Source organism: Nocardioides halotolerans DSM 19273 (genome assembly GCF_000422805.1).
Lineage (GTDB): Bacteria > Actinomycetota > Actinomycetes > Propionibacteriales > Nocardioidaceae > Nocardioides > Nocardioides halotolerans.
In genome coordinates this window covers 16,290-33,706 of record NZ_AUGT01000020.1, presented here as the reverse complement: position 1 = coordinate 33,706, position 17,417 = coordinate 16,290, and the positions used below count along the sequence as shown (strand labels likewise).

The 17,417-nt window shown below is 71.4% G+C and carries 18 protein-coding genes; 8 read left to right on the top strand and 10 right to left on the bottom strand.

Going from position 1 to position 17,417, the window contains the following annotated elements; all coding sequences use genetic code 11:
* Nucleotides 1–6: 6 nt before the first annotated feature.
* Together G514_RS0104645 and G514_RS24915 are read right to left on the bottom strand one after the other, a co-directional pair.
* Nucleotides 7–861 carry a methylenetetrahydrofolate reductase gene (locus G514_RS0104645; protein ID WP_028650804.1) on the bottom strand — a complete coding sequence of 285 codons (855 nt, stop codon included), beginning with the start codon at nucleotides 859–861 and terminating at the stop codon, nucleotides 7–9.
* Nucleotides 862–902: 41 nt separating this feature from the next.
* On the bottom strand, nucleotides 903–2,318 hold the full coding sequence (locus G514_RS24915; RefSeq protein ID WP_245582103.1) for an MFS transporter: 1,416 nt from the start codon (nucleotides 2,316–2,318) through the stop codon (nucleotides 903–905).
* A 53-nt stretch (nucleotides 2,319–2,371) separates the two neighbouring features.
* On the opposite strand from G514_RS24915, the gene G514_RS0104635 reads away from it, so the two are divergent.
* From G514_RS0104635 to G514_RS0104615, 5 genes are all read left to right on the top strand, one after another.
* Nucleotides 2,372–3,250: a GTP-binding protein LepA gene (locus tag G514_RS0104635; protein ID WP_245582102.1), complete on the top strand. Its 879-nt coding sequence runs from the start codon at nucleotides 2,372–2,374 to the stop codon at nucleotides 3,248–3,250.
* A 79-nt stretch (nucleotides 3,251–3,329) separates the two neighbouring features.
* A complete protein-coding gene (locus G514_RS0104630) occupies nucleotides 3,330–4,649 on the top strand; it encodes a DUF445 domain-containing protein (RefSeq protein ID WP_051246863.1) in 1,320 nt (439 codons plus the stop codon).
* A complete protein-coding gene (locus G514_RS30835; RefSeq protein WP_211222037.1) occupies nucleotides 4,646–5,515 on the top strand; it encodes an Abi-alpha family protein in 870 nt (289 codons plus the stop codon). The genes G514_RS0104630 and G514_RS30835 overlap by 4 nt, the downstream gene beginning before the upstream one ends.
* 96 nt (nucleotides 5,516–5,611) lie before the next feature.
* Nucleotides 5,612–7,057 (top strand): fatty acid desaturase, encoded by a 1,446-nt coding sequence (locus tag G514_RS31335; protein WP_028650800.1) that lies wholly within the window; start codon nucleotides 5,612–5,614, stop codon nucleotides 7,055–7,057.
* Between the two features lie 23 nt (nucleotides 7,058–7,080).
* A complete protein-coding gene (locus G514_RS0104615) occupies nucleotides 7,081–7,653 on the top strand; it encodes a TetR/AcrR family transcriptional regulator (RefSeq protein ID WP_245582101.1) in 573 nt (190 codons plus the stop codon).
* Between the two features lie 347 nt (nucleotides 7,654–8,000).
* Here G514_RS0104615 and G514_RS0104610 read toward each other — a convergent pair whose 3' ends face one another.
* The 4 genes from G514_RS0104610 to G514_RS0104595 form a co-directional block, all read right to left on the bottom strand.
* Complete coding sequence (locus tag G514_RS0104610; protein ID WP_028650798.1) at nucleotides 8,001–8,765, bottom strand: ABC transporter permease; 765 nt, start codon at nucleotides 8,763–8,765, stop codon at nucleotides 8,001–8,003.
* Nucleotides 8,762–9,781 carry an ATP-binding cassette domain-containing protein gene (locus G514_RS0104605; RefSeq protein WP_028650797.1) on the bottom strand — a complete coding sequence of 340 codons (1,020 nt, stop codon included), beginning with the start codon at nucleotides 9,779–9,781 and terminating at the stop codon, nucleotides 8,762–8,764. Before G514_RS0104605 ends, G514_RS0104610 begins: the two co-directional genes overlap by 4 nt.
* A gap of 118 nt (nucleotides 9,782–9,899) precedes the next feature.
* Nucleotides 9,900–10,541, bottom strand: a complete 642-nt coding sequence (locus G514_RS0104600; protein WP_028650796.1) for a PadR family transcriptional regulator — start codon at nucleotides 10,539–10,541, stop codon at nucleotides 9,900–9,902.
* Nucleotides 10,542–10,565: 24 nt separating this feature from the next.
* Nucleotides 10,566–11,324, bottom strand: coding sequence for a maleylpyruvate isomerase family mycothiol-dependent enzyme (locus G514_RS0104595; protein ID WP_028650795.1), 759 nt, complete (start codon nucleotides 11,322–11,324; stop codon nucleotides 10,566–10,568).
* A 73-nt stretch (nucleotides 11,325–11,397) separates the two neighbouring features.
* On the opposite strand from G514_RS0104595, the gene ppgK reads away from it, so the two are divergent.
* Together ppgK and G514_RS0104585 are read left to right on the top strand one after the other, a co-directional pair.
* A complete protein-coding gene (gene ppgK, locus G514_RS0104590; RefSeq protein WP_028650794.1) occupies nucleotides 11,398–12,150 on the top strand; it encodes a polyphosphate--glucose phosphotransferase in 753 nt (250 codons plus the stop codon).
* A 127-nt stretch (nucleotides 12,151–12,277) separates the two neighbouring features.
* Entirely contained in the window at nucleotides 12,278–12,979 is a 702-nt protein-coding gene (locus tag G514_RS0104585; protein WP_157544603.1) for a hypothetical protein, read from the top strand.
* Nucleotides 12,980–12,983: 4 nt separating this feature from the next.
* On the opposite strand, the gene G514_RS0104580 is transcribed toward G514_RS0104585, so the two are convergent.
* From G514_RS0104580 to G514_RS0104565, 4 genes are all read right to left on the bottom strand, one after another.
* Nucleotides 12,984–14,369, bottom strand: a complete 1,386-nt coding sequence (locus G514_RS0104580) for an NAD-dependent malic enzyme (protein ID WP_028650792.1) — start codon at nucleotides 14,367–14,369, stop codon at nucleotides 12,984–12,986.
* A 9-nt stretch (nucleotides 14,370–14,378) separates the two neighbouring features.
* Nucleotides 14,379–14,861, bottom strand: coding sequence for an SRPBCC family protein (locus tag G514_RS30595; RefSeq protein ID WP_028650791.1), 483 nt, complete (start codon nucleotides 14,859–14,861; stop codon nucleotides 14,379–14,381).
* A gap of 83 nt (nucleotides 14,862–14,944) precedes the next feature.
* Nucleotides 14,945–16,225 (bottom strand): choice-of-anchor Q domain-containing protein, encoded by a 1,281-nt coding sequence (locus tag G514_RS30590; RefSeq protein ID WP_169576306.1) that lies wholly within the window; start codon nucleotides 16,223–16,225, stop codon nucleotides 14,945–14,947.
* Between the two features lie 31 nt (nucleotides 16,226–16,256).
* Nucleotides 16,257–16,907, bottom strand: a complete 651-nt coding sequence (locus G514_RS0104565; RefSeq protein ID WP_028650790.1) for a hypothetical protein — start codon at nucleotides 16,905–16,907, stop codon at nucleotides 16,257–16,259.
* A 115-nt stretch (nucleotides 16,908–17,022) separates the two neighbouring features.
* On the opposite strand from G514_RS0104565, the gene G514_RS0104560 reads away from it, so the two are divergent.
* Nucleotides 17,023–17,376 (top strand): hypothetical protein, encoded by a 354-nt coding sequence (locus G514_RS0104560; protein WP_028650789.1) that lies wholly within the window; start codon nucleotides 17,023–17,025, stop codon nucleotides 17,374–17,376.
* The last annotated feature ends 41 nt before the right edge of the window (nucleotides 17,377–17,417 follow it).

Below are 17,417 nucleotides of genomic sequence, written 5' to 3'. Positions count from 1 at the left end.
CCGGACCTACACCCGGGCACTCAGCCGGTCGAGCAACGTGCGCCGCCACTCGACCGTGGCCGGGACCTGGTTGAACGTGAAGACGTGCAGGCCCTCGACCAGGCTCTCGGGCGGGGCGAGCGCCGGCGCGACCTTCTCGAGGAACCGCTCGCCGGTGAAGCCGCCGGGCGCGGCGAGCCGCGCGAAGGTGCCCTTGTGCTTGGCGAGGAACCGCGTCGACTCCCCCACCCCGATCTTGGTCGCCATGGCGAGGAGCTTGGTGCGCTCGACCGGGCCGGGGATGCCGAGCAGCAGCGGCATGGTGATCCCGCGCTTGCGCATCCGGCCGACCCAGGTCGCGAGCACCTCCGGGTCGAAGGTCAGGTTGCTCACCACGTGGGTCGCGAAGCGGCGCTTGTCCCACATCGACTGGATGGTGAGGTCGTCGCTGATCGTCGGGTGCGACTCGGGGTAGCCGGTGATGCCGACGTGCGCGAACGGGCGCCCGAGCTCGGTGAGGTCCTCGAGCAGCGAGAGCGCGTCGGGGTAGGCGCCGGGCTCGTCGGCGTCGCCGCCCGGCACGAAGATGCGCTCGATCCCGATGCCGGTCAGCCGCTCGCAGATCTCGGTGAGCTCGGCGCGGTCGCGGATCATCCGGGCGGCGAGGTGGGGTACGGCGACGTAGCCGTGCCGGGTCAGCCGCTCGGTCAGGTCGAGCGTCGCCTCGAGCCCCTTGCTCGGCGAGGCCGTGACCGTGAGGGTCGTGCCCGGCTCGACGTGGTCGAGGATCGTCGCCTCGATCGAGGCGGTCGGGAGCACCTCGTAGCGCGCGTTCTCGAGCAGCCGCACCATCGTGGCCGTCGCCTGGGACTTGTTGCGCATTGTGCATCCTGTTTCGTGATGCGCACCGGGTGAGCCCGAGCCTAGTCCCCCGGCGCGCCCCCGTCGAGGGTCCCGGCGACCGGGTCACCGGCGGGCTCGAGCACCGTCGAGCGGACGGTCAGCCACGACAGCACACCACCGATGGCCAGGAGCGCCGCGCACACCATCATCGCCATCCGGAAGGCGTCGTCGAACGCCGACGGGACGGCGTACTCCTCCCCGTGCAGGCCGACCGCGACCGGCAGCGCGGCGACCGCGAGCAGCGCCCCCGCCCGGGCCACCGCGTTGTTGACGCCGCTCGCCACGCCGGCGTGCTCGTCGGGCGCCGCGGCGAGCACCGTGGCCGTCAGCGGCGCCACCATCAGCGTGATGCCGACACCGAAGACGAGGACCCCCGGCAGCACGTCGAGCAGATAGGAGGGGTCGGAGTCGATCCGCAGGTAGAGCAGCACGCCGACCGCCATCACCAGCGGGCCGAACGTCATCGGGATCCGCGGGCCGATGCGCACGCCCAGCCGGCCGGCGTACGACGCGAACGCGAGCATCAGCAGCGTCGCCGGGATGAACGCCGCACCCGCCGCCAGCGCGCCGTACCCGCTCACCGTCTGCAGCTCGATGGTGACGAAGAAGCCCATCGCCCCGAGGGCGCCGTAGACGAGCAGGGTCATCGCGTTGGCCGCGCTGAAGGTCCGGTCGCGGAAGATGCCCAGCGGCAGCATCGGCATCCGCTCGCGGCCCTCGACGACCACGAACGCAACGCCGGCCAGGACCCCGACCGCCACCGCCACCCAGGCAGAGGTGCCGCCCCACTCGATGAGGGCGTACGTCGCCCCGCCGAGCGCCGCCGCCGCGAGCACCGCGCCGGTGAGGTCGAAGTGGCTCGGGGCGTGGGGGTCGCGGGTCTCCGGCACCCACCGCATCGCGATGAAGACCGTGACCGCGGCGAGCGGCAGGTTGATGAGGAAGATCCACCGCCAACTGGCGTAGTCGACCAGGCCGCCACCCAGGAAGGGGCCGACCGCACCGGACACGCTGGTGAGCCCCGACCAGGCGCCGATCGCCGGAGCGCGGTCCTCGTGGGTGAACGCCCCCTGGATCATCGCCAGGCTCCCCGGCGTCAGCAGCGCGCCGCCGATGCCCTGCAGCACCCGGGCCGCGATGAGCACCTCGGGGTTCGGCGCGATCCCGCACACCAGCGAGGCCGCGGCGAACCACACCGTGCCGATCACGAACAGCCGGCGCCGGCCGAACCGGTCGCCGAGCGAGCCGCCGAGCAGGATCAGGCTGGCCAGGGACAGCAAATATCCGTTGGTGATCCACTGCAGCTGCGCGAGGCTGGCGTCCAGGTCCTCACCGATGGTGCGGAGGGCGACGTTGACCACGGTCCCGTCGAGGAATGCGATGCCCGAGCCGAGCGCTGCAGCAGCAATGACAGCACGGCCCGTACCAGTACCCATCCGCACCGCCATCGGCGCCGAATCCACCACGTCCTGAAAGGTAGCCTTCTGCCGTGTCCAGCGCTCACGCCATTTCCGCCGCCACGCGGCTGACGGAGCACGTCGCGAAGCTGGCCGACGAGCACCCGCCGATCCCCCTCGAGTCCGTCGACTTCACCGTGCGCGACCCGCGTGCGTTCGACGAGCGCTTCGGGCACGTCCTCGACTACATGGCGCGCGTCGAGCTCGAGGTCGACCGCAACGTCCTCGAGCTCACCACGATGTTGCCCGACCCGCCCGAGGTCGACCGGCAGTTCTACGCCGTGTGGCAGCCCCAGGAGATCCACCACGGCAAGATCCTCGACGAGGTGCAGGTCCAGCTCGGCCGCGAGCCCGCGGACGCCGACCTCGACTCGATCGGGCTCAAGCTGCGCATCCTCGGCGCGCTCGCGCACATCGGCGCCTTCCAGGACGTCTGCCGGATGCTCTACTACCTGACCGGCATGGCCACCGAGCGGTCCGCCGTGCTGGCCTACAACCTCCTCCACCGGGGGATGCTCGACATGGGCGAGAACGCCATCGCCCACACGGTGATCGGCCAGATCAAGCGGCAGGAGCCGGGGCACTACGTCTTCTACCAGCTCTCGGCCCGCGCCCTCTGGCACGAGCTGTCCGGGTGGCAGCGCTGGCTCGTGCGCTTCATGCGCAAGGCGTCGTTCGCCCCCGTCGGTGCCAACAACCCCAGCCAGAAGGCCGACTTCGGCGACGTGATGGCGACCCTCGGCATCGGCGAGGACTCCGACGACTTCGCCGCCCAGATCTCCCGGGTCGAGAAGGAGCTCCTCTGGGCGAGGCACCGCGGGCTCAAGGTCCCCGAGTACGTCTCGCGCGCCTTCCACGAGGCGGCCCAGCTCGCGCGCGACCGGGCCCACCTCCCGCACCTGCACCGCTGACCCCGGTCACCGCGAGTGACCTTTCGGGGCCGCGCGCCGTTCTCCTCGTGACGGCGGACCCGACGAGGTGGTGAACGGCGTGACGACGCTCCAGGTCGACTGGTTCTTCACGCACGTCGACGGCGCCGGGTGGCTGCACGTCCTCACCATCCCGGTCTTCACCGGCGTGGTCGGGTGGCTGATCAACTGGTCGGGGCTGTGGATGCTGTTCAGCCCCGAGCGCTTCCACGGCCTCTCCGTGCCCGGGCTGAAGCAGCTCGCCCGGGTGCTGCCGCGCAAGGCGCAGGAGATCCCGGGTCTGGTCGCCGGCGGTGTCGGGTGGCAGGGCATCGTGCCGGCGCGGGCCGCGAAGATGGGCTCCATCGCGGTGGACAAGGTGATCGCCAAGGTCGGCACCCCGAAGGACTTCTACGAGCAGCTCGAGCCCGACCGCATCGCCGGGCACATCGTCGAGGTGTTCCGGCCCGACCTGCCCTCGCTCATCGACGAGATCATGTCGCGCGAGCACCCGCGCCTGTGGCGCGACCTCCCGACGTGGGGCAAGCAGCAGGTGGTCACCCGCGTCGACGCGCAGCTGCCGACCGTCGTCCGCAACATCACCGACGAGATCGGCCAGCACATCGACCAGCTGCTCGACCCCAAGCTGATGGTGATCGAGCACTTCCGGGCGCACCCCGGCCTGGTCGTCTCGATCTTCCGCGAGGTCGGACGGCGCGAGCTCCGGCTGATGGTGACCTTCGGGTTCGTGTTCGGGTTCCTGCTCGGCGTGCCGGTCGCGGTCGTCGACCACTGGTTCGGCTTCTGGTGGCTGCTCCCGCTGATGGGCATCGTGGTCGGCTGGATCACCAACAAGCTCGGGATGTGGCTGATCTTCGAGCCGCTCGAGCCGAGGCGGGTCCTCGGCGTCACGGTGCACGGCCTCTTCCTGCGGCGGCAGGACGAGGCCGCCGAGGTCTACGCCCGCAACATCGCCGACGAGGTGATCACGCTCGACCGGATCGGCGACTTCCTGATGAACGGACCGCGCGGCGACCGCACCCGGCAGATGCTGGCCCGCGCGCTGCACCCGGCCATCGAGGACGCCGCCGGGCCACTGCTGCCCGTCGTCAAGGTCGCGGTCGGGAGCCGCCAGTTCGACCGGATCCGCGACGGCATCGCCGTCGAGGCGGTGGGCCGCACCGACCTGGCGCTGCGCGACCCGGCGTTCGGCCGGCAGCAGGGCGAGCGGATCCGCGAGCTGTTCGCCCGGCGCACCAAGGAGCTGGCTCCGGCAGACTTCGTCGAGATGATGCGGTCGGCGTTCCGAGAGGACGAGTGGATGCTCTACGCGCACGGCGCGGTCATGGGCTTCGGCGGCGGTGTGCTGCACCTGCTGATCTTCGGGGCGGGCGGCTCGTGAACGAGTGGCAGCGCGGCACCCAGCTCAACCGCTGGGTCGGGTCCACCGACGAGCTGCCCGGCCTCGCGCGGATCGTCGCGGAGACGACCGCGCGGTCGGTGGCGTGGACGGCGGGGTCCTACGTCCGCTCCGGGCGGCTGCTCGCCCGGGCGCTCTCCGACCGGAAGGCCGCCGAGGAGCTGATCCACGAGGTCGCCGAGGACGTCTCGCTCGCGACCCGGACGATCTCCGACGTCGCCCGCGCGATCGCCGAGGGCGTCCCCGTGTCGCAGGCCCTGCTCGAGGGCGGTGCCGCGCTCGCGACGGTGATCCCCGACCCGCCTCCGTCGGCGCCGCCGGAGCGCGAACCCACCCTGCGTGAGCGCGGCGAGGAGCTGCTCGAGCGCTCGCGCGACGTGTGGAGCGACGAGGAGCCGCACCCGGCGTACGTCCGGATCCTCGACGACCTCGCCCCCGACGAGGCGCGCATCCTGGTGCTGATGCTGCACGACGGCCCGCAGCCCGCCGTCGACGTCCGGACGGGCGGACCGGTCGGCATGGTCAGCTCGACCCTGGTGGCGTCGGGGCTCACGATGATCGGCGCGCGGGCCGGCGTGAGGTACGTCGACGAGGTGCCGGCCTACCTCAACAACCTGTTCCGGCTCGGCCTCGTGTGGTTCTCCAGCGAGCAGGTCGAGGACCCGATGGAGTACCAGGTGCTCGAGGCCCAGCCCGACGTGCTCGAGGCCATGCACTCGGTGCGCTTCGCCAAGCTGGTCCGGCGCTCGATCCACCTCACGCCGTTCGGCATCAACTTCTGCCGGACCTGCCTGGTCGACCCCGCCGAGGCAGTCGACCTGCCCGAGCACGGCGCGCCGCTGGACTGACCGCGGTGGCGGCGGCTGCGCCGACGTGGACACGACCCTTGCCAGACCGCTTTACATTCCCTATGGTTTTGTAAACCGCTCATGGGGAGACCACGCATGGACACCATCGCGAACACGACGATCCCGGCCGGCTCGACCGCGGAGTGGCGGGACCCGAAGCGCTACCTGTGGCTGATCGGTCTCGTCGTCCCGAGCCTGTTCTTCCTCGGCTACGCCGGGTGGCGGGCCACCGGCTGGCCCGGCCTGTTCTGGATCGGCCCGGTGGTGATCCTGGTGGTCGTCCCGGCCATCGACCTGGTCGCGGGCCTCGACCGGTCCAACCCGCCCGACGACGTGATCGAGGCGCTGGAGAAGGACCGCTACTACCGCTGGATCACCTACCTGTTCCTGCCGATCCAGTACGTCGGGTTCGTCGCCGCGATGTACCTCATCGCCCGCGGCGACCCGTTCGGCGCCGGCGAGATCCCGCTGTGGGCCAAGGTCGGCCTCGCGGTCTCGATCGGCTGCATCGGCGGCATCGGCATCAACACCGCCCACGAGCTCGGCCACAAGAAGGAGAGCCACGAGCGCTGGCTGTCGAAGATCGCGCTGGCGCAGAGCTTCTACGGCCACTTCTACATCGAGCACAACCGCGGCCACCACGTCCGGGTGGCGACCCCCGAGGACCCCGCGAGCAGCCGGGTCGGCGAGAGCTTCTACGCGTTCTGGCCGCGCACCGTGGTCGGCTCGCTCAGGAGCGCGTGGCGCATCGAGAAGCGTCGCTACGCCCGCAAGAAGCAGCACCCGTTCCGCCTCGGCAACGACGTGCTCAACGCGTGGGTGATGTCGCTGGTGCTGTGGGGTGCGCTGGTCGCCTGGCTGGGGCTCGAGATCCTCCCCTACCTCGTGATCCAGGCCGTCGTCGGCTTCTCGCTGCTCGAGGTCGTCAACTACATGGAGCACTACGGCATGCTCCGGCAGAAGGTCGGCGTCGGCGAGCGCCAGCGCTACGAGCGCGTCGACCCCTCGCACTCCTGGAACTCCAACAACATCGCGACCAACGTGCTGCTCTACCACCTGCAGCGGCACAGCGACCACCACGCGAACCCGACGCGGCGCTACCAGACGCTCCGCGACTACGAGGAGTCGCCGGTGCTGCCGACCGGGTACGCCGGGATGATCGTGCTCTCGATCGTGCCCGCGATCTGGCGGCGGGTGATGGACCCTCGCGTCCTCGCGCACTTCGACGGCGACCTGAGCCGGGCCAACATCTCGCCCCGCAAGCGCGACAAGGTGCTGGCGGCGTACCCCCCGCCGGCGCACGACGAGCTGGTCCCGACCGGCGAGCTCTCGGCGGCCCAGGCGGCCGAGGTCGAGGTGCTGGCCGCGCAGTGCCCGGGCTGCGGCTACGTCTACGAGGTCGAGGCCGGTGACGAGCACGAGGGCTTCGCGGCCGGCACCGCCTGGAAGGACGTGCCCGACACCTGGTGCTGCCCCGACTGCGGCGTGCGCGAGAAGGTGGACTTCGTCCCGCTCGACCGGACCAGCGCCGGCCGGCCCTGACCCGAGACGTAGCCTCCATGACCGTGACCACGCCGGCGATGACGATGCGCGAGCGCGTCATCGACGCGGCCATCACGCTGACCACCGAGGCGGGCTGGGCGCAGGTGACGATGGCGCGGCTGGCCGAGGTCGTCGGGGTCAGCCGGCAGACGGTCTACAACGAGATCGGCAGCAAGCCGCGGCTGGCCGAGGCGATGATCCTGCACGAGCTCGAGCGGTTCCTCGGGGTCGTGACCCTCGCCTTCGACGCGCACCCGACCGACCTGTTCGCGGCGATCCGCGACGCCTCGCGCTCGGTGCTCGAGACCTCGCAGGACAACCCCCTGCTCAAGGCGATCGTGTCCGCCACCCACGGCGCCGACACCGAGCTGCTGCCGCTGCTGACCACCCACGCCGGCACGCTGCTCTCGACCGCCAAGGCGGTCGTGGTCGACCGCGTGGCGCCGTACGACGTCGCGCTGACGCCCGCCGAGCTCGACGCCGCGATCGACATGGTCGTCCGCGTCGTGCTCAGCCACGTGATGCGCCCCTCCGCCCCACCCGCCCGGACGGCGCAGGACATCGCCTGGATCGCCGAGCGGGTGCTGCGGCCCTGACCTCGGGGACGAGGGAGGAGGCATCTGCACCGCAATGAGCACACCAGAGACCCTTTTGTGGCACACATCCCTCCCGGTGCAGCCCCGGAACGGGACTGCACCGCATTTGTGCCCTATGACCTGCTCATTGCGGTGCAGTCCCGTTAGAGGAGAGAGGGAAGCATGTGCACCGCAATGAGCACACCCAGAGTCCCTCTTGTGGCACACATCCCTCCCGGTGCAGCCCCGGAACGGGACTGCACCGCATCTGGCCCACATGACCGACCAATTGCGGTGCAGTCGGGGGAGGACCACCCCACACCGCTCGGCCTACGGACCCGGCCTCGTTCCTCGGCCGGCTCTGGGCCTCACGCATTCTCCCTGCGGAACACGCTCGCGCCCCACCACATCGCCAGCGCGAAGATCAGCACCGCCCAGCCCGTGCCCCACATGACCTCGCTGCTGCCGAGGTCGCCGGTGAACGCGTCGCGGGCCGCGTCGACGATGTAGCGGAACGGCATGAAGTCGGAGATGGTCTGCAGCCAGCCGGCGCCGAGCGTCATCGGCAGCAGGATGCCGCTGAGCAGGAGGATCGGCATCATCACGACGTTCACGACCGGGGCCATGACGTTCTCGTCCTTGGTCGACATCGCCAGCGCGTTGGACGCCGCCGCGCAGGCCCCGCCGACGAGCAGCGTGATCACGACGCCGAGCACGACGCCGGTCACCGAGCCGCGCATGCCGATCGCGTAGCCGAGGCCGACCAGGATCAGCGCCTGCACCAGCAGCTGGAGCACGTCGCGCCAGAGTCGCCCGACCAGGAGCGCAGACCGTGCGGCCGGCGTGACGCGCTCGGCCTCGATCACGCCCTCGCGCCACTCGCCGATCAGCGAGAAGCCCGCGAAGAACGCGCCGAACATGCCGAGCTGCACCAGCAGCCCGGGCACGAGGAAGGTGTAGGCGTTGGTCGTGCCGGTGTCGAACTGCGCGACGAGGGGCTTGAGCAGCGGCCCGAACAGCACGAGGTAGAGGACGGGCTGCATGATGCCGATCAGCACCCAGGCCGGGTTGCGCAGGTTCATGCGGATCTGGCGGCGGAACACCACCGAGCACTCGCGCAGGTAGGTCGTCATCGGGTCGCTCCTTCCGGGGCGGCGGTCTCGGCGTCGACGTTCTCGGGTTCTGCGGCCTCGTCGGCGTCGCGCAGCGAGCGCCCGGTCAGGGTAAGGAAGACGTCGTCCAGCGTGGGCCGGATGACCTCGATGCCCTCGAGCCCGACGCCCGAGGCCTCGAGGTCGCGGAGCAGGCCGGGCACCGCCTTGCCGGCGCGCGGGACCCGGCCGTGGACGAGACGTCCGTCGACGCGCACGTCGTCGCTGATGCTCGCGAGCTTGTCGCGGGCGGTCGCGACCTGGTCGTCCGAGGAGAGCTCGAGGGAGACCTGGTCGCCGGACACGCTGGCCTTGAGGTTGTCGGAGGTGTCGCTGGCGACGATCTCGCCCCGGTCGATGATGATGATCCGGTCGGCGAGCGCGTCGGCCTCGTCGAGGTAGTGCGTGGTCAGGAAGACCGTGGCGCCCTCGTTGGCGCGCAGCCCGGAGATGTGCTCCCACAGGTTCGCCCGCGCCTGCGGGTCGAGGCCCGTGGTCGGCTCGTCGAGGAAGACCAGGGACGGTGAGTGGATCAGGCCCATCACGATGTCGAGCCGGCGCTTCTGGCCGCCCGACATGTTCTTGTTCATCCGGCGCCAGAGCCCCTCGAGCTGGAACTTCTCGAACAGCTCCTGGCCCTTGGCGACCGCGTCCTTGCGCGACATCCCGTAGAGCATCCCGTGGTCGACCACCTCGTCGCCCGCGAAGGCGCCCGAGAACGTCGACCCGACCTGCGAGCAGTAGCCGATGCTGCGCCGGACCTGGACGGGCTCGGTCGCCACGTCGTAGCCCGCGACCCGCGCGGTGCCGGCGGTGGGCCGGAGCAGGGTCACGAGCATCCGGAGCGTCGTGGTCTTCCCGGCGCCGTTGGGTCCGAGGAAGCCGACGACCTCGCCCTCGGCGACGTCGAGGTCGACGCCCTTGACCGCGTGCACCTCCTTCTTGTTCTTGCCCTGCCCCGTGTGGAAGGTCTGGACGAGACCCCGGGCCTCGATCATCTGAGCTCCTGCCTGTAGTCAATGTTGAACATAGTCAAGGTTGAACAGAGCGACGTCAAGCCCGCCCCGCCCGGCGCACGTCGAGCAGACCGAGCCCGAGGGCCGGACTCATCGGCACTCAGCGGCCCAGCATCGAGCGGTAGCGCTCCCGGTCGGCGTTCATCTGCCAGCCCGGGTCGTCCGGGGGCGGCAGCCAGCCCCAGTCGGTGTCCGCCGTGGGGAACCGGCCGGCCGCGAGATCGTCGATGACCTCGCGCAGCCAGGCCAGCTCGGCCACCGTGACGTCGTACCAGAGCAGGGCGCTGCGCACGACGTGCGGCGGCACCGCCTCGGAGCGCATCTTGATCTCGGCGAACTCTGCCATCGTCTGCTCCAGCGCCACCCGCCTCACGACGAGGCTCCGGCGCGCCTGCTCGGTCGTCATCACCGAGGGCAGCAGCGAGAACGCGACCATGAACGCCGAGCGGTCGTAGAGCTCCACGGCCTGCAGCCCGGCGGCGACCAGGCGGTCGAGCTCCTCGCGGCCGGAGTCGGTGAGCTCGTAGACCGACACCTCGCGGCCGCCGTCGACCAGGTCGTGGCGCAGCAGGTGACCCTGGCGGGCGAGGGTCGCCAGACCACCGTAGATCGAGCCCGGGTTGACGTTGGCCCAGCGGTCCACCTGCCACGAGGTCAGCTCGCGGCGGATCTGGTAGCCGTTGACCGGCTCGAAGATCCGCACCGCGCCCAGCAGCAGCATCCGGGTCGCGTGGGCGGGCACCCGCCCAGTTTCGCAGGGAGCGGGTCAGGACCAGGTCACCGCCGTCAGCCGGCGCCAGTCCTCGGGAGGGTCGGTCCGGTTCCAGAGCCGCAGGTAGAGCTCGACCGCGCCGCCGGTCAGCTCCCAGTCGGCGTCGTCGGCCACCTCCCCGCCCCGGTGGCGGGTGGTCACGGCGGGCTGCGGGCCGAGGGCGACCTCCCACCAGTCCTCGACGTCGTCCGGGCGTACGACGAGCAGGGCGTCGTCGTCGCAGCGCAGCCGCGACCGGGCCCGGGTGTGGAACCCGCCGAGCAGCTCGTCGATCCCATCGGCGGCCAGCTCGGGCTCGACCCAGACCTCGTCGGGCCGCGGCGGCCGGCCCAGCGACGCGGCCAGCGCGTCGACCGCGTGCATGGTGGTCTCGTGGCACTGCCGGCGCGCCCAGAACCCCCGAGGGGGCGGGGCGTCGTTGAGGAAGACCAGCGTCGAGAGGTCCTCCGGTGCGTCCGCGATCGCGCCGGCCAGCGCCGTCGCGCCCTCGCTCAGCCAGGTCAGGGGGTCGGCGACCGTGCGCCCGGCCTCCTCGTAGCCGTCGACCTCCTCGTCCGTCGGCCGCTCGCCGCGCACCAGCGCGGCCGCCCAGCGGTGCACCATGCCCTGGTGCGCGACCAGGTCGCGCACGGTCCAGTCGGGGCAGGTGGGTACCGACGCCTCGAGCCCGGCCCGTCCGGCGTACGCCACGAACGCGGTCACCGCCTCGCGGAGCCCGTCGAGGTGGCGGGTGGTGGACAGCTGGGTGGGCACCGGCCGAGTGTGAACCTCTCCGGTCCGGGCCGGCGAACGATTTGTCAGCACCACGGACGAATAGGTTGGACCGATGGAGCAGCTCCCGTTCGGCATCGACTTCGGCGGCACCGGCATCAAGGGTGCGCCGGTCGACCTCGGCCAGGGCGAGTTCGCGGCCGAGCGCGAGCGCATCAGGACGCCGTCGCCGTCCACCCCCGAGGCGGTGGCGGAGGTGTTCGTCGAGCTGCTCGGCCACTTCCCTGACTCCCGCGGCGCGGTCGGGGTCACCGTCCCCGGCGTGGTGCGCCACGGCGTGGTCCACTCGGCGGCCAACATCGACCGGGCCTGGATCGGCACCGACGCCGACCGGCTCTTCACCGAGGCCACCGGCCGTGACGTCCACGTCGTCAACGATGCCGACGCCGCCGGCCTCGCCGAGGCGCGGTACGGCGCCGCGAAGGGCCGCCGCGGCCTGGTGATCGTGACGACGCTCGGCACCGGCATCGGCTCGGCGCTCGTCCACGACGGCGTGCTGGTCCCCAACTCCGAGCTGGGGCACCTCGAGATCGACGGCCACGACGCCGAGTCGCGGGCGGCGAACAGCGTGCGCGAGCGCGAGGGCCTCTCTATGCAGGACTGGGCGGGGCGCCTGACGAGGTACTACTCGACGCTGGAGATGCTGTTCTCCCCCGACCTGATCGTGGTAGGCGGCGGCGTCAGCAAGCAGTCCGCGGAGTTCCTCCCGCTGATCGACATCGAGACCGAGATCGTGCCGGCGACGCTGCGCAACAAGGCCGGCGTGGTCGGCGCCGCGCTGTACGCCACCGAGAACCTCGACGGGTAGCCGCCCAGCCACCGGGCACCCACTGTGCGTCCCGTTCCCCGGATGGTGGGCGGCGTGCGCAACAATGGAGGCGGGGCGTGTGGGGCGCCTCGTCGCTAGCGCTGGGGGGTGCAGGGGAATGTCCGAGGTGAGCCCGCGCCCGCGCTGGCGCGACGGGCTGCTGCTGGCCGTGCTCGCGGCAGTGATCCTCGGCGGCCTCGTGCACTACGGACGCGGCCTCGGCGACGACGCCGACGAACCTGCCGCGACCGGACCCCAGCGCCCCACGGCCGCGACCTCGCCCACCGCCGAGGCCACGGCACAGCTCGAGGGCTCGCCGCCCACCGACCCGGCCGCGCCGGCAGCGCCCACCGGCGGCACCTGCTGGGACGGTCGCGAGACCTCCTCGCTGCGCCTGTGCGGGCTGCCCGAGGGCGCCCGCGGCCTGGCGTGGGTGTTCCCGTCGTTCTCCGACGACCGGGCGCTGTGCCACAAGGCGCGCCCCAACGACGACAACTACCCCGTCGTCGAGTCCTACGAGTGCTTCCAGCACGCGCTCGGCAAGCCGGTGACGATCACCTACGACCACGTGAAGGACCCCCAGCAGGTCGAGGACTGGCTGCTCGCCCGGGTCGGGCCCCGCAACCGCCACGACCTGCCCGGCGCCCACGGCGGCCGGTGCGTGTTCGTCGACGGCGTGAGCCGGCCGGCCCGGATCACCGGGATGTACGAGCAGTTCCCCTACGCCGTGTCGGTCTACGCCGCCAGCCCGCAGGCGGCCAAGATCGCGTGGAAGAAGCTCGTCCGCCAGCGTCCGCCCGAGAACGTCCGCGGCATCCGCAACAGCTGACCGCTCACTCGCCGACGCCGACGCCGCGGACCGCGGCCGCCACCGCCTTCGGCACCTCGGCGTTGAACACCGTCGGGATGATGAAGCTCGGGTTGAGCTCCTCGTCGCGCACCACGTGCGCGATCGCGTCGGCGGCGCGCAGCAGCATGTCGATCGTGATGTCGCGCGCGCGGGCGTCGAGCAGGCCGCGGAAGACACCCGGGAACGCCAGCACGTTGTTGATCTGGTTGGGGTAGTCGGAGCGGCCGGAGGCCACCACGGCGGCGTACTTCTCCGCCTCGGCCGGGTCGACCTCGGGGTCGGGGTTGGCGAGCGCGAAGACGACCGGCCGCTCGGCCATCGAGGCGATCCACTCGGGCTGGAGGATCCCCGGGGCGCTGACCCCGATGAACACGTCGGCGCCCACCAGGCACTCCTTCAGCCGGCCACGCACGGCGCGCGGGTTGGTGACCGACGCGAGGTCGGTGTGCGCGGGCGAGAGCGACTCGTCTCCCGTGCAGAGCGCGCCGTCACGGTCGACGACCACCACGTCGGTGAGCCCGGCGGCGAGGAGCAGCGTGACGATCGCGGTGCCGGCCGCGCCGGCCCCGGAGAGCACCACCCGGCACTCGGTGAGCGACTTCTCGACCACCCTGAGGGCGTTGGTGAGCGCGGCGAGGACCACGATCGCGGTGCCGTGCTGGTCGTCGTGGAAGACCGGGATGTCGAGGCTCTCGCGCAGCCGCTGCTCGATCTCGAAGCAGCGCGGCGCCGCGATGTCCTCGAGGTTGATGCCGCCGAAGCCCGGCGCGATCATCTCGACGGCCCGGACGATCTCGTCGGTGTCCTGGCTTGCCAGGCAGATCGGCCAGGCGTCGATGTTGGCGAAGCGCTTGAACAGCGCGGCCTTGCCCTCCATCACCGGCAGCGCCGCACCCGGCCCGATGTTGCCGAGGCCGAGCACCGCCGACCCGTCGGTGACCACCGCGACGCTGTTGCCCTTGATGGTCAGCCGGGAGACGTCCTCCGGGTGCTCGTGGAGCGCCATGCTGACCCGGCCGACGCCCGGGGTGTAGGCCATCGACAGGTCGTCACGGTTCTTGAGGGGGACCTTGCTGGCGACCTCGATCTTGCCGCCGATGTGGAGCAGGAACGTCCGGTCGCTGACCTTGTAGACCTCGACGCCGTCGATGGCGTCGACCGCCTCCTCGAGCGAGTGGGAGTGGTCGGCGTCGCTGGCCGAGCAGGTCACGTCGAGGACCAGCCGCTCGCGCGTCGAGTCGACGACGTCGATCGCGGTCACCACGCCGCCGGCCGCCGAGATCGCGGTGGCCACCGCGCCGACGACGCCGTGGTCGGGCGCCGTGTGCAGGCGCATGGTGATGGAGTACGACGACGCGGTGGCGGACACGCCCTCAGCCTAGGAGTCCGTGCGCTCCTCGGCCCCGAGGTGGTCCAGCAGGCGGTGCGAGAAGCGGTCACCCATGGTGTCGATGACCTTCTTCATCGTCGCCCGGACCGCCCGGCCCGAGACCTTCGGGAGCGGGAGGTCGACGGTGATCTCGAGGTCGGTGACCAGGCGGGTGCCGCCGTCGACCGGGGTGAGGGCGTACCACCCCTCGACGCCGGCCTGTTCCGACGTGCCGGCCGGTGGGTCGTGGCGGAACTCGATGCGGTCCGGTTCGCTGAACACCATCTTCTCGGTGAACGCGGGCGCCACCTTCACCCCGAGGACGTTCAGCCCCGACAGCTCCCACACCCAGTGGTCGCCGTCCGCGGTGATCTTCTTGAGGAACGGCGTGAACCGCGCCATCAGCTCGGGGTCGACCAGGGCGTCCCAGATGTCCTGCTGGGGCGCGAGGACCACCGCCTCGGCATGGGTGCTGGCGGAGAACGACGTCACGCGGCGCCGGTACCCACCCTGGGCCGGTCGTGCCGTCCGTCCTGCGGCCCGTGGTGCGACCAGTGGTGCGACCAGTGGTGCGACTAGCGGTGGTGCTTCTTCTTCTTGCTCTTCTTCTTGATCTTCCACGTGTACGTCGCGGGGGTCGGGTCGACGTTGCCGACGGAGTCGATCGCGCTCACGGTGAGCGTGTGCTTGCCGCGCTTCCTCGACTTCACCTTCAGCGGAGAGGTGCAGGGCTTCATGGCCTTGCGGTCGATGACGCAGAAGAACCAGACCGACTCGGTCGCGTGGAAAGTGAAGATCGCCTTGCGCTTGTGGGTCTTCTTCTTCGGCGTGCGGTCGAGCACGACGTCGGGCGGCGTGGGGTCGAACTCGTCGGCGCCGATGTCGACCGCCGACCCGATCTTGCGCGGGTTGCCGTCGAGGTCGAAGGTGCCGACGCTGGCGTCGGAGCCGCCCTTGTCGATGGTGGGCGAGCCCAGGCCCTGGTGGAAGCCGACGGCGTCGGCGAACACCGGCGGCGTCGTCTGGTTGCTGGAGGACGACCCGACGTTCGTCACGTTGCCGCCGCCGCCCTCCTCGATCTTGTCGTAGTTGGAGTTGGTGAGGATCAGGTCGCTCTCGCTGTTGGTGCCGACCTCGGTCGACCGGAGGTCGGCCGCGGACCCGATCGCGATGACGTTGCGCGCGCTGACGTCGAGGTTGGTGTCACTGCCGCTGGCGTCGGCGCGGATGCCGTAGGAGGCCGCACCGGTGGCGACCGCCGTGATGTTGCGAAGGACCAGCGTGCCGGACGTGAAGGTGCCGTTGCCGCCCCAGGAGTCGTCGAGCGCCACTCCCCCGTCGGCGGTCGTGACGCAGAGGGTGTCGCGCGCCAGGCCCGAGAGGCCGAGGAAGCACGCGACCGGCGCGGTGCTGTGCACCTCCACCCGCTGCACCGAGATGTTGGTGGCGAACACGTTGAGGCCCCACACAGCGCCGGAGTGGTTCATCGTGAGGTCGGAGACCCTCGCCGACGCACCGGAGAGCGCGAGCCCCGTGTCGGCCGCGGTGTTGATCGTCGGCCGGGGGAACCCCGCGACGCCGTGCACGTTGACGCCCGACTGGCTGGTCGCGAGCACCGTGGTGCCGACGTTGTAGGTGCCGGGGGTGACGACCACCTCGTCGCCCGCGGCGGCCTGGTTGATCGCCTTCTGGATGCTGCACGCAGTGGCGAGCGAGGCGCAGCTGGCGGCGCTGGTCCCGTCGGGGGCGGCGTAGCGCACGGTCGCCGCCTGGGCCGGCGTGGCCAGGCCCGTCTGCGCCACGAGCGCGCCGACCACGAGCGCGGGCACGGCGAGAAGACGGCGCGTGGTGCTCACGAGGATGAAGGGTAGATGGTTTCGCGCGCGCTCAACCGTGCATCGTCCCAGTTGCCCGGACCGGCTGCTGGTGGCCCGCGGGGTTGTGGTGACCGTCGAGGAGCACCCGCACGCGGCGGTCGCCGAGGTCGAGCACCACCTCGTCGTCCCCGATGGCCTCGACCTCGCCGCACACGACGAACCGCAGCCCGTCGACCTGGTCGAGCACCGAGCCGGGCGGGCACCGCTCGAGGTCCTGGGTCGCGACCAGCACCATCTCCTGGCGCAGCCGCGACCCGAACCGGACCAGCAGCAGCACCATGACCAGCAGGAAGAGATCGGCCAGGACCGTGATCACCAGCCCGAGGCGGCTCGACTCCTGGCCCTCGACCCGCCAGACCGCGACGGAGCCGTCGAGCACGCGGACCCGCACCGTCCCGGTCGCGACCGCGTCGTCGTACGTCGCCCGGTCGACGTCCGCGGAGCCCTCGAAGCCGCCGACGCCGTCGGGCCGGTCGGCGTCGCGCACCTCGAAGCCCACGACGTTGCGCTCGCCCCGCTGCTCGTGGCTCGTCAGCGTCGCGGCGACGTCCGTACCGTCCCGGTCGAGGCGGTGCTGCTGCCACGTGCTGTGCACGAACGGCAGGTTGACCATGACCACGACCAGCCCGACGAGCAGGACGTTCTTGAGCCGTCCGGTCACTCGATCGCACCCCCGTCGCCCATGCGCCCGAGTCTCGCACCCGGCCCATGGACCCATGACCGAGGTCACGCGCCGCAGAGTGGGCCGTACGGCGCCGATCGGGGACGATGGAGGGGTGAGCGACCCCGTCCCGCCGCGTCGGCCGAGGCACCTGATGGACCCGGCCAACCCGGTGCGCCAGGTCAACGACCACCGCCTCACCCAGGTGCAGCGGTGGGTCGTCTCGGTGCTCGCGGTGACCACGATCCTGCACCTGTCGGTGGGGCTGGTGCTCGGGGCGCTGTTCCTCGACGAGGACGAGCCGGTGTCGCGGTTCGGGGTCTGCGTCATCGGCGGGCTCTTCGGGGTCGTCGCTGCCGCCGTCGGCCGCCTGATCCACCAGAAGCCGCTCCCCTCCCTCTGGCTCGCCGTCGGCTTCGTCCCCGGTCTGGTCGGCATCTGGCTGGTGCTCGCCGGCGTCACGCTCTAGCCCGCGGGCCGGGGTAGTCCCTGACCCAATGGCCCCGGATC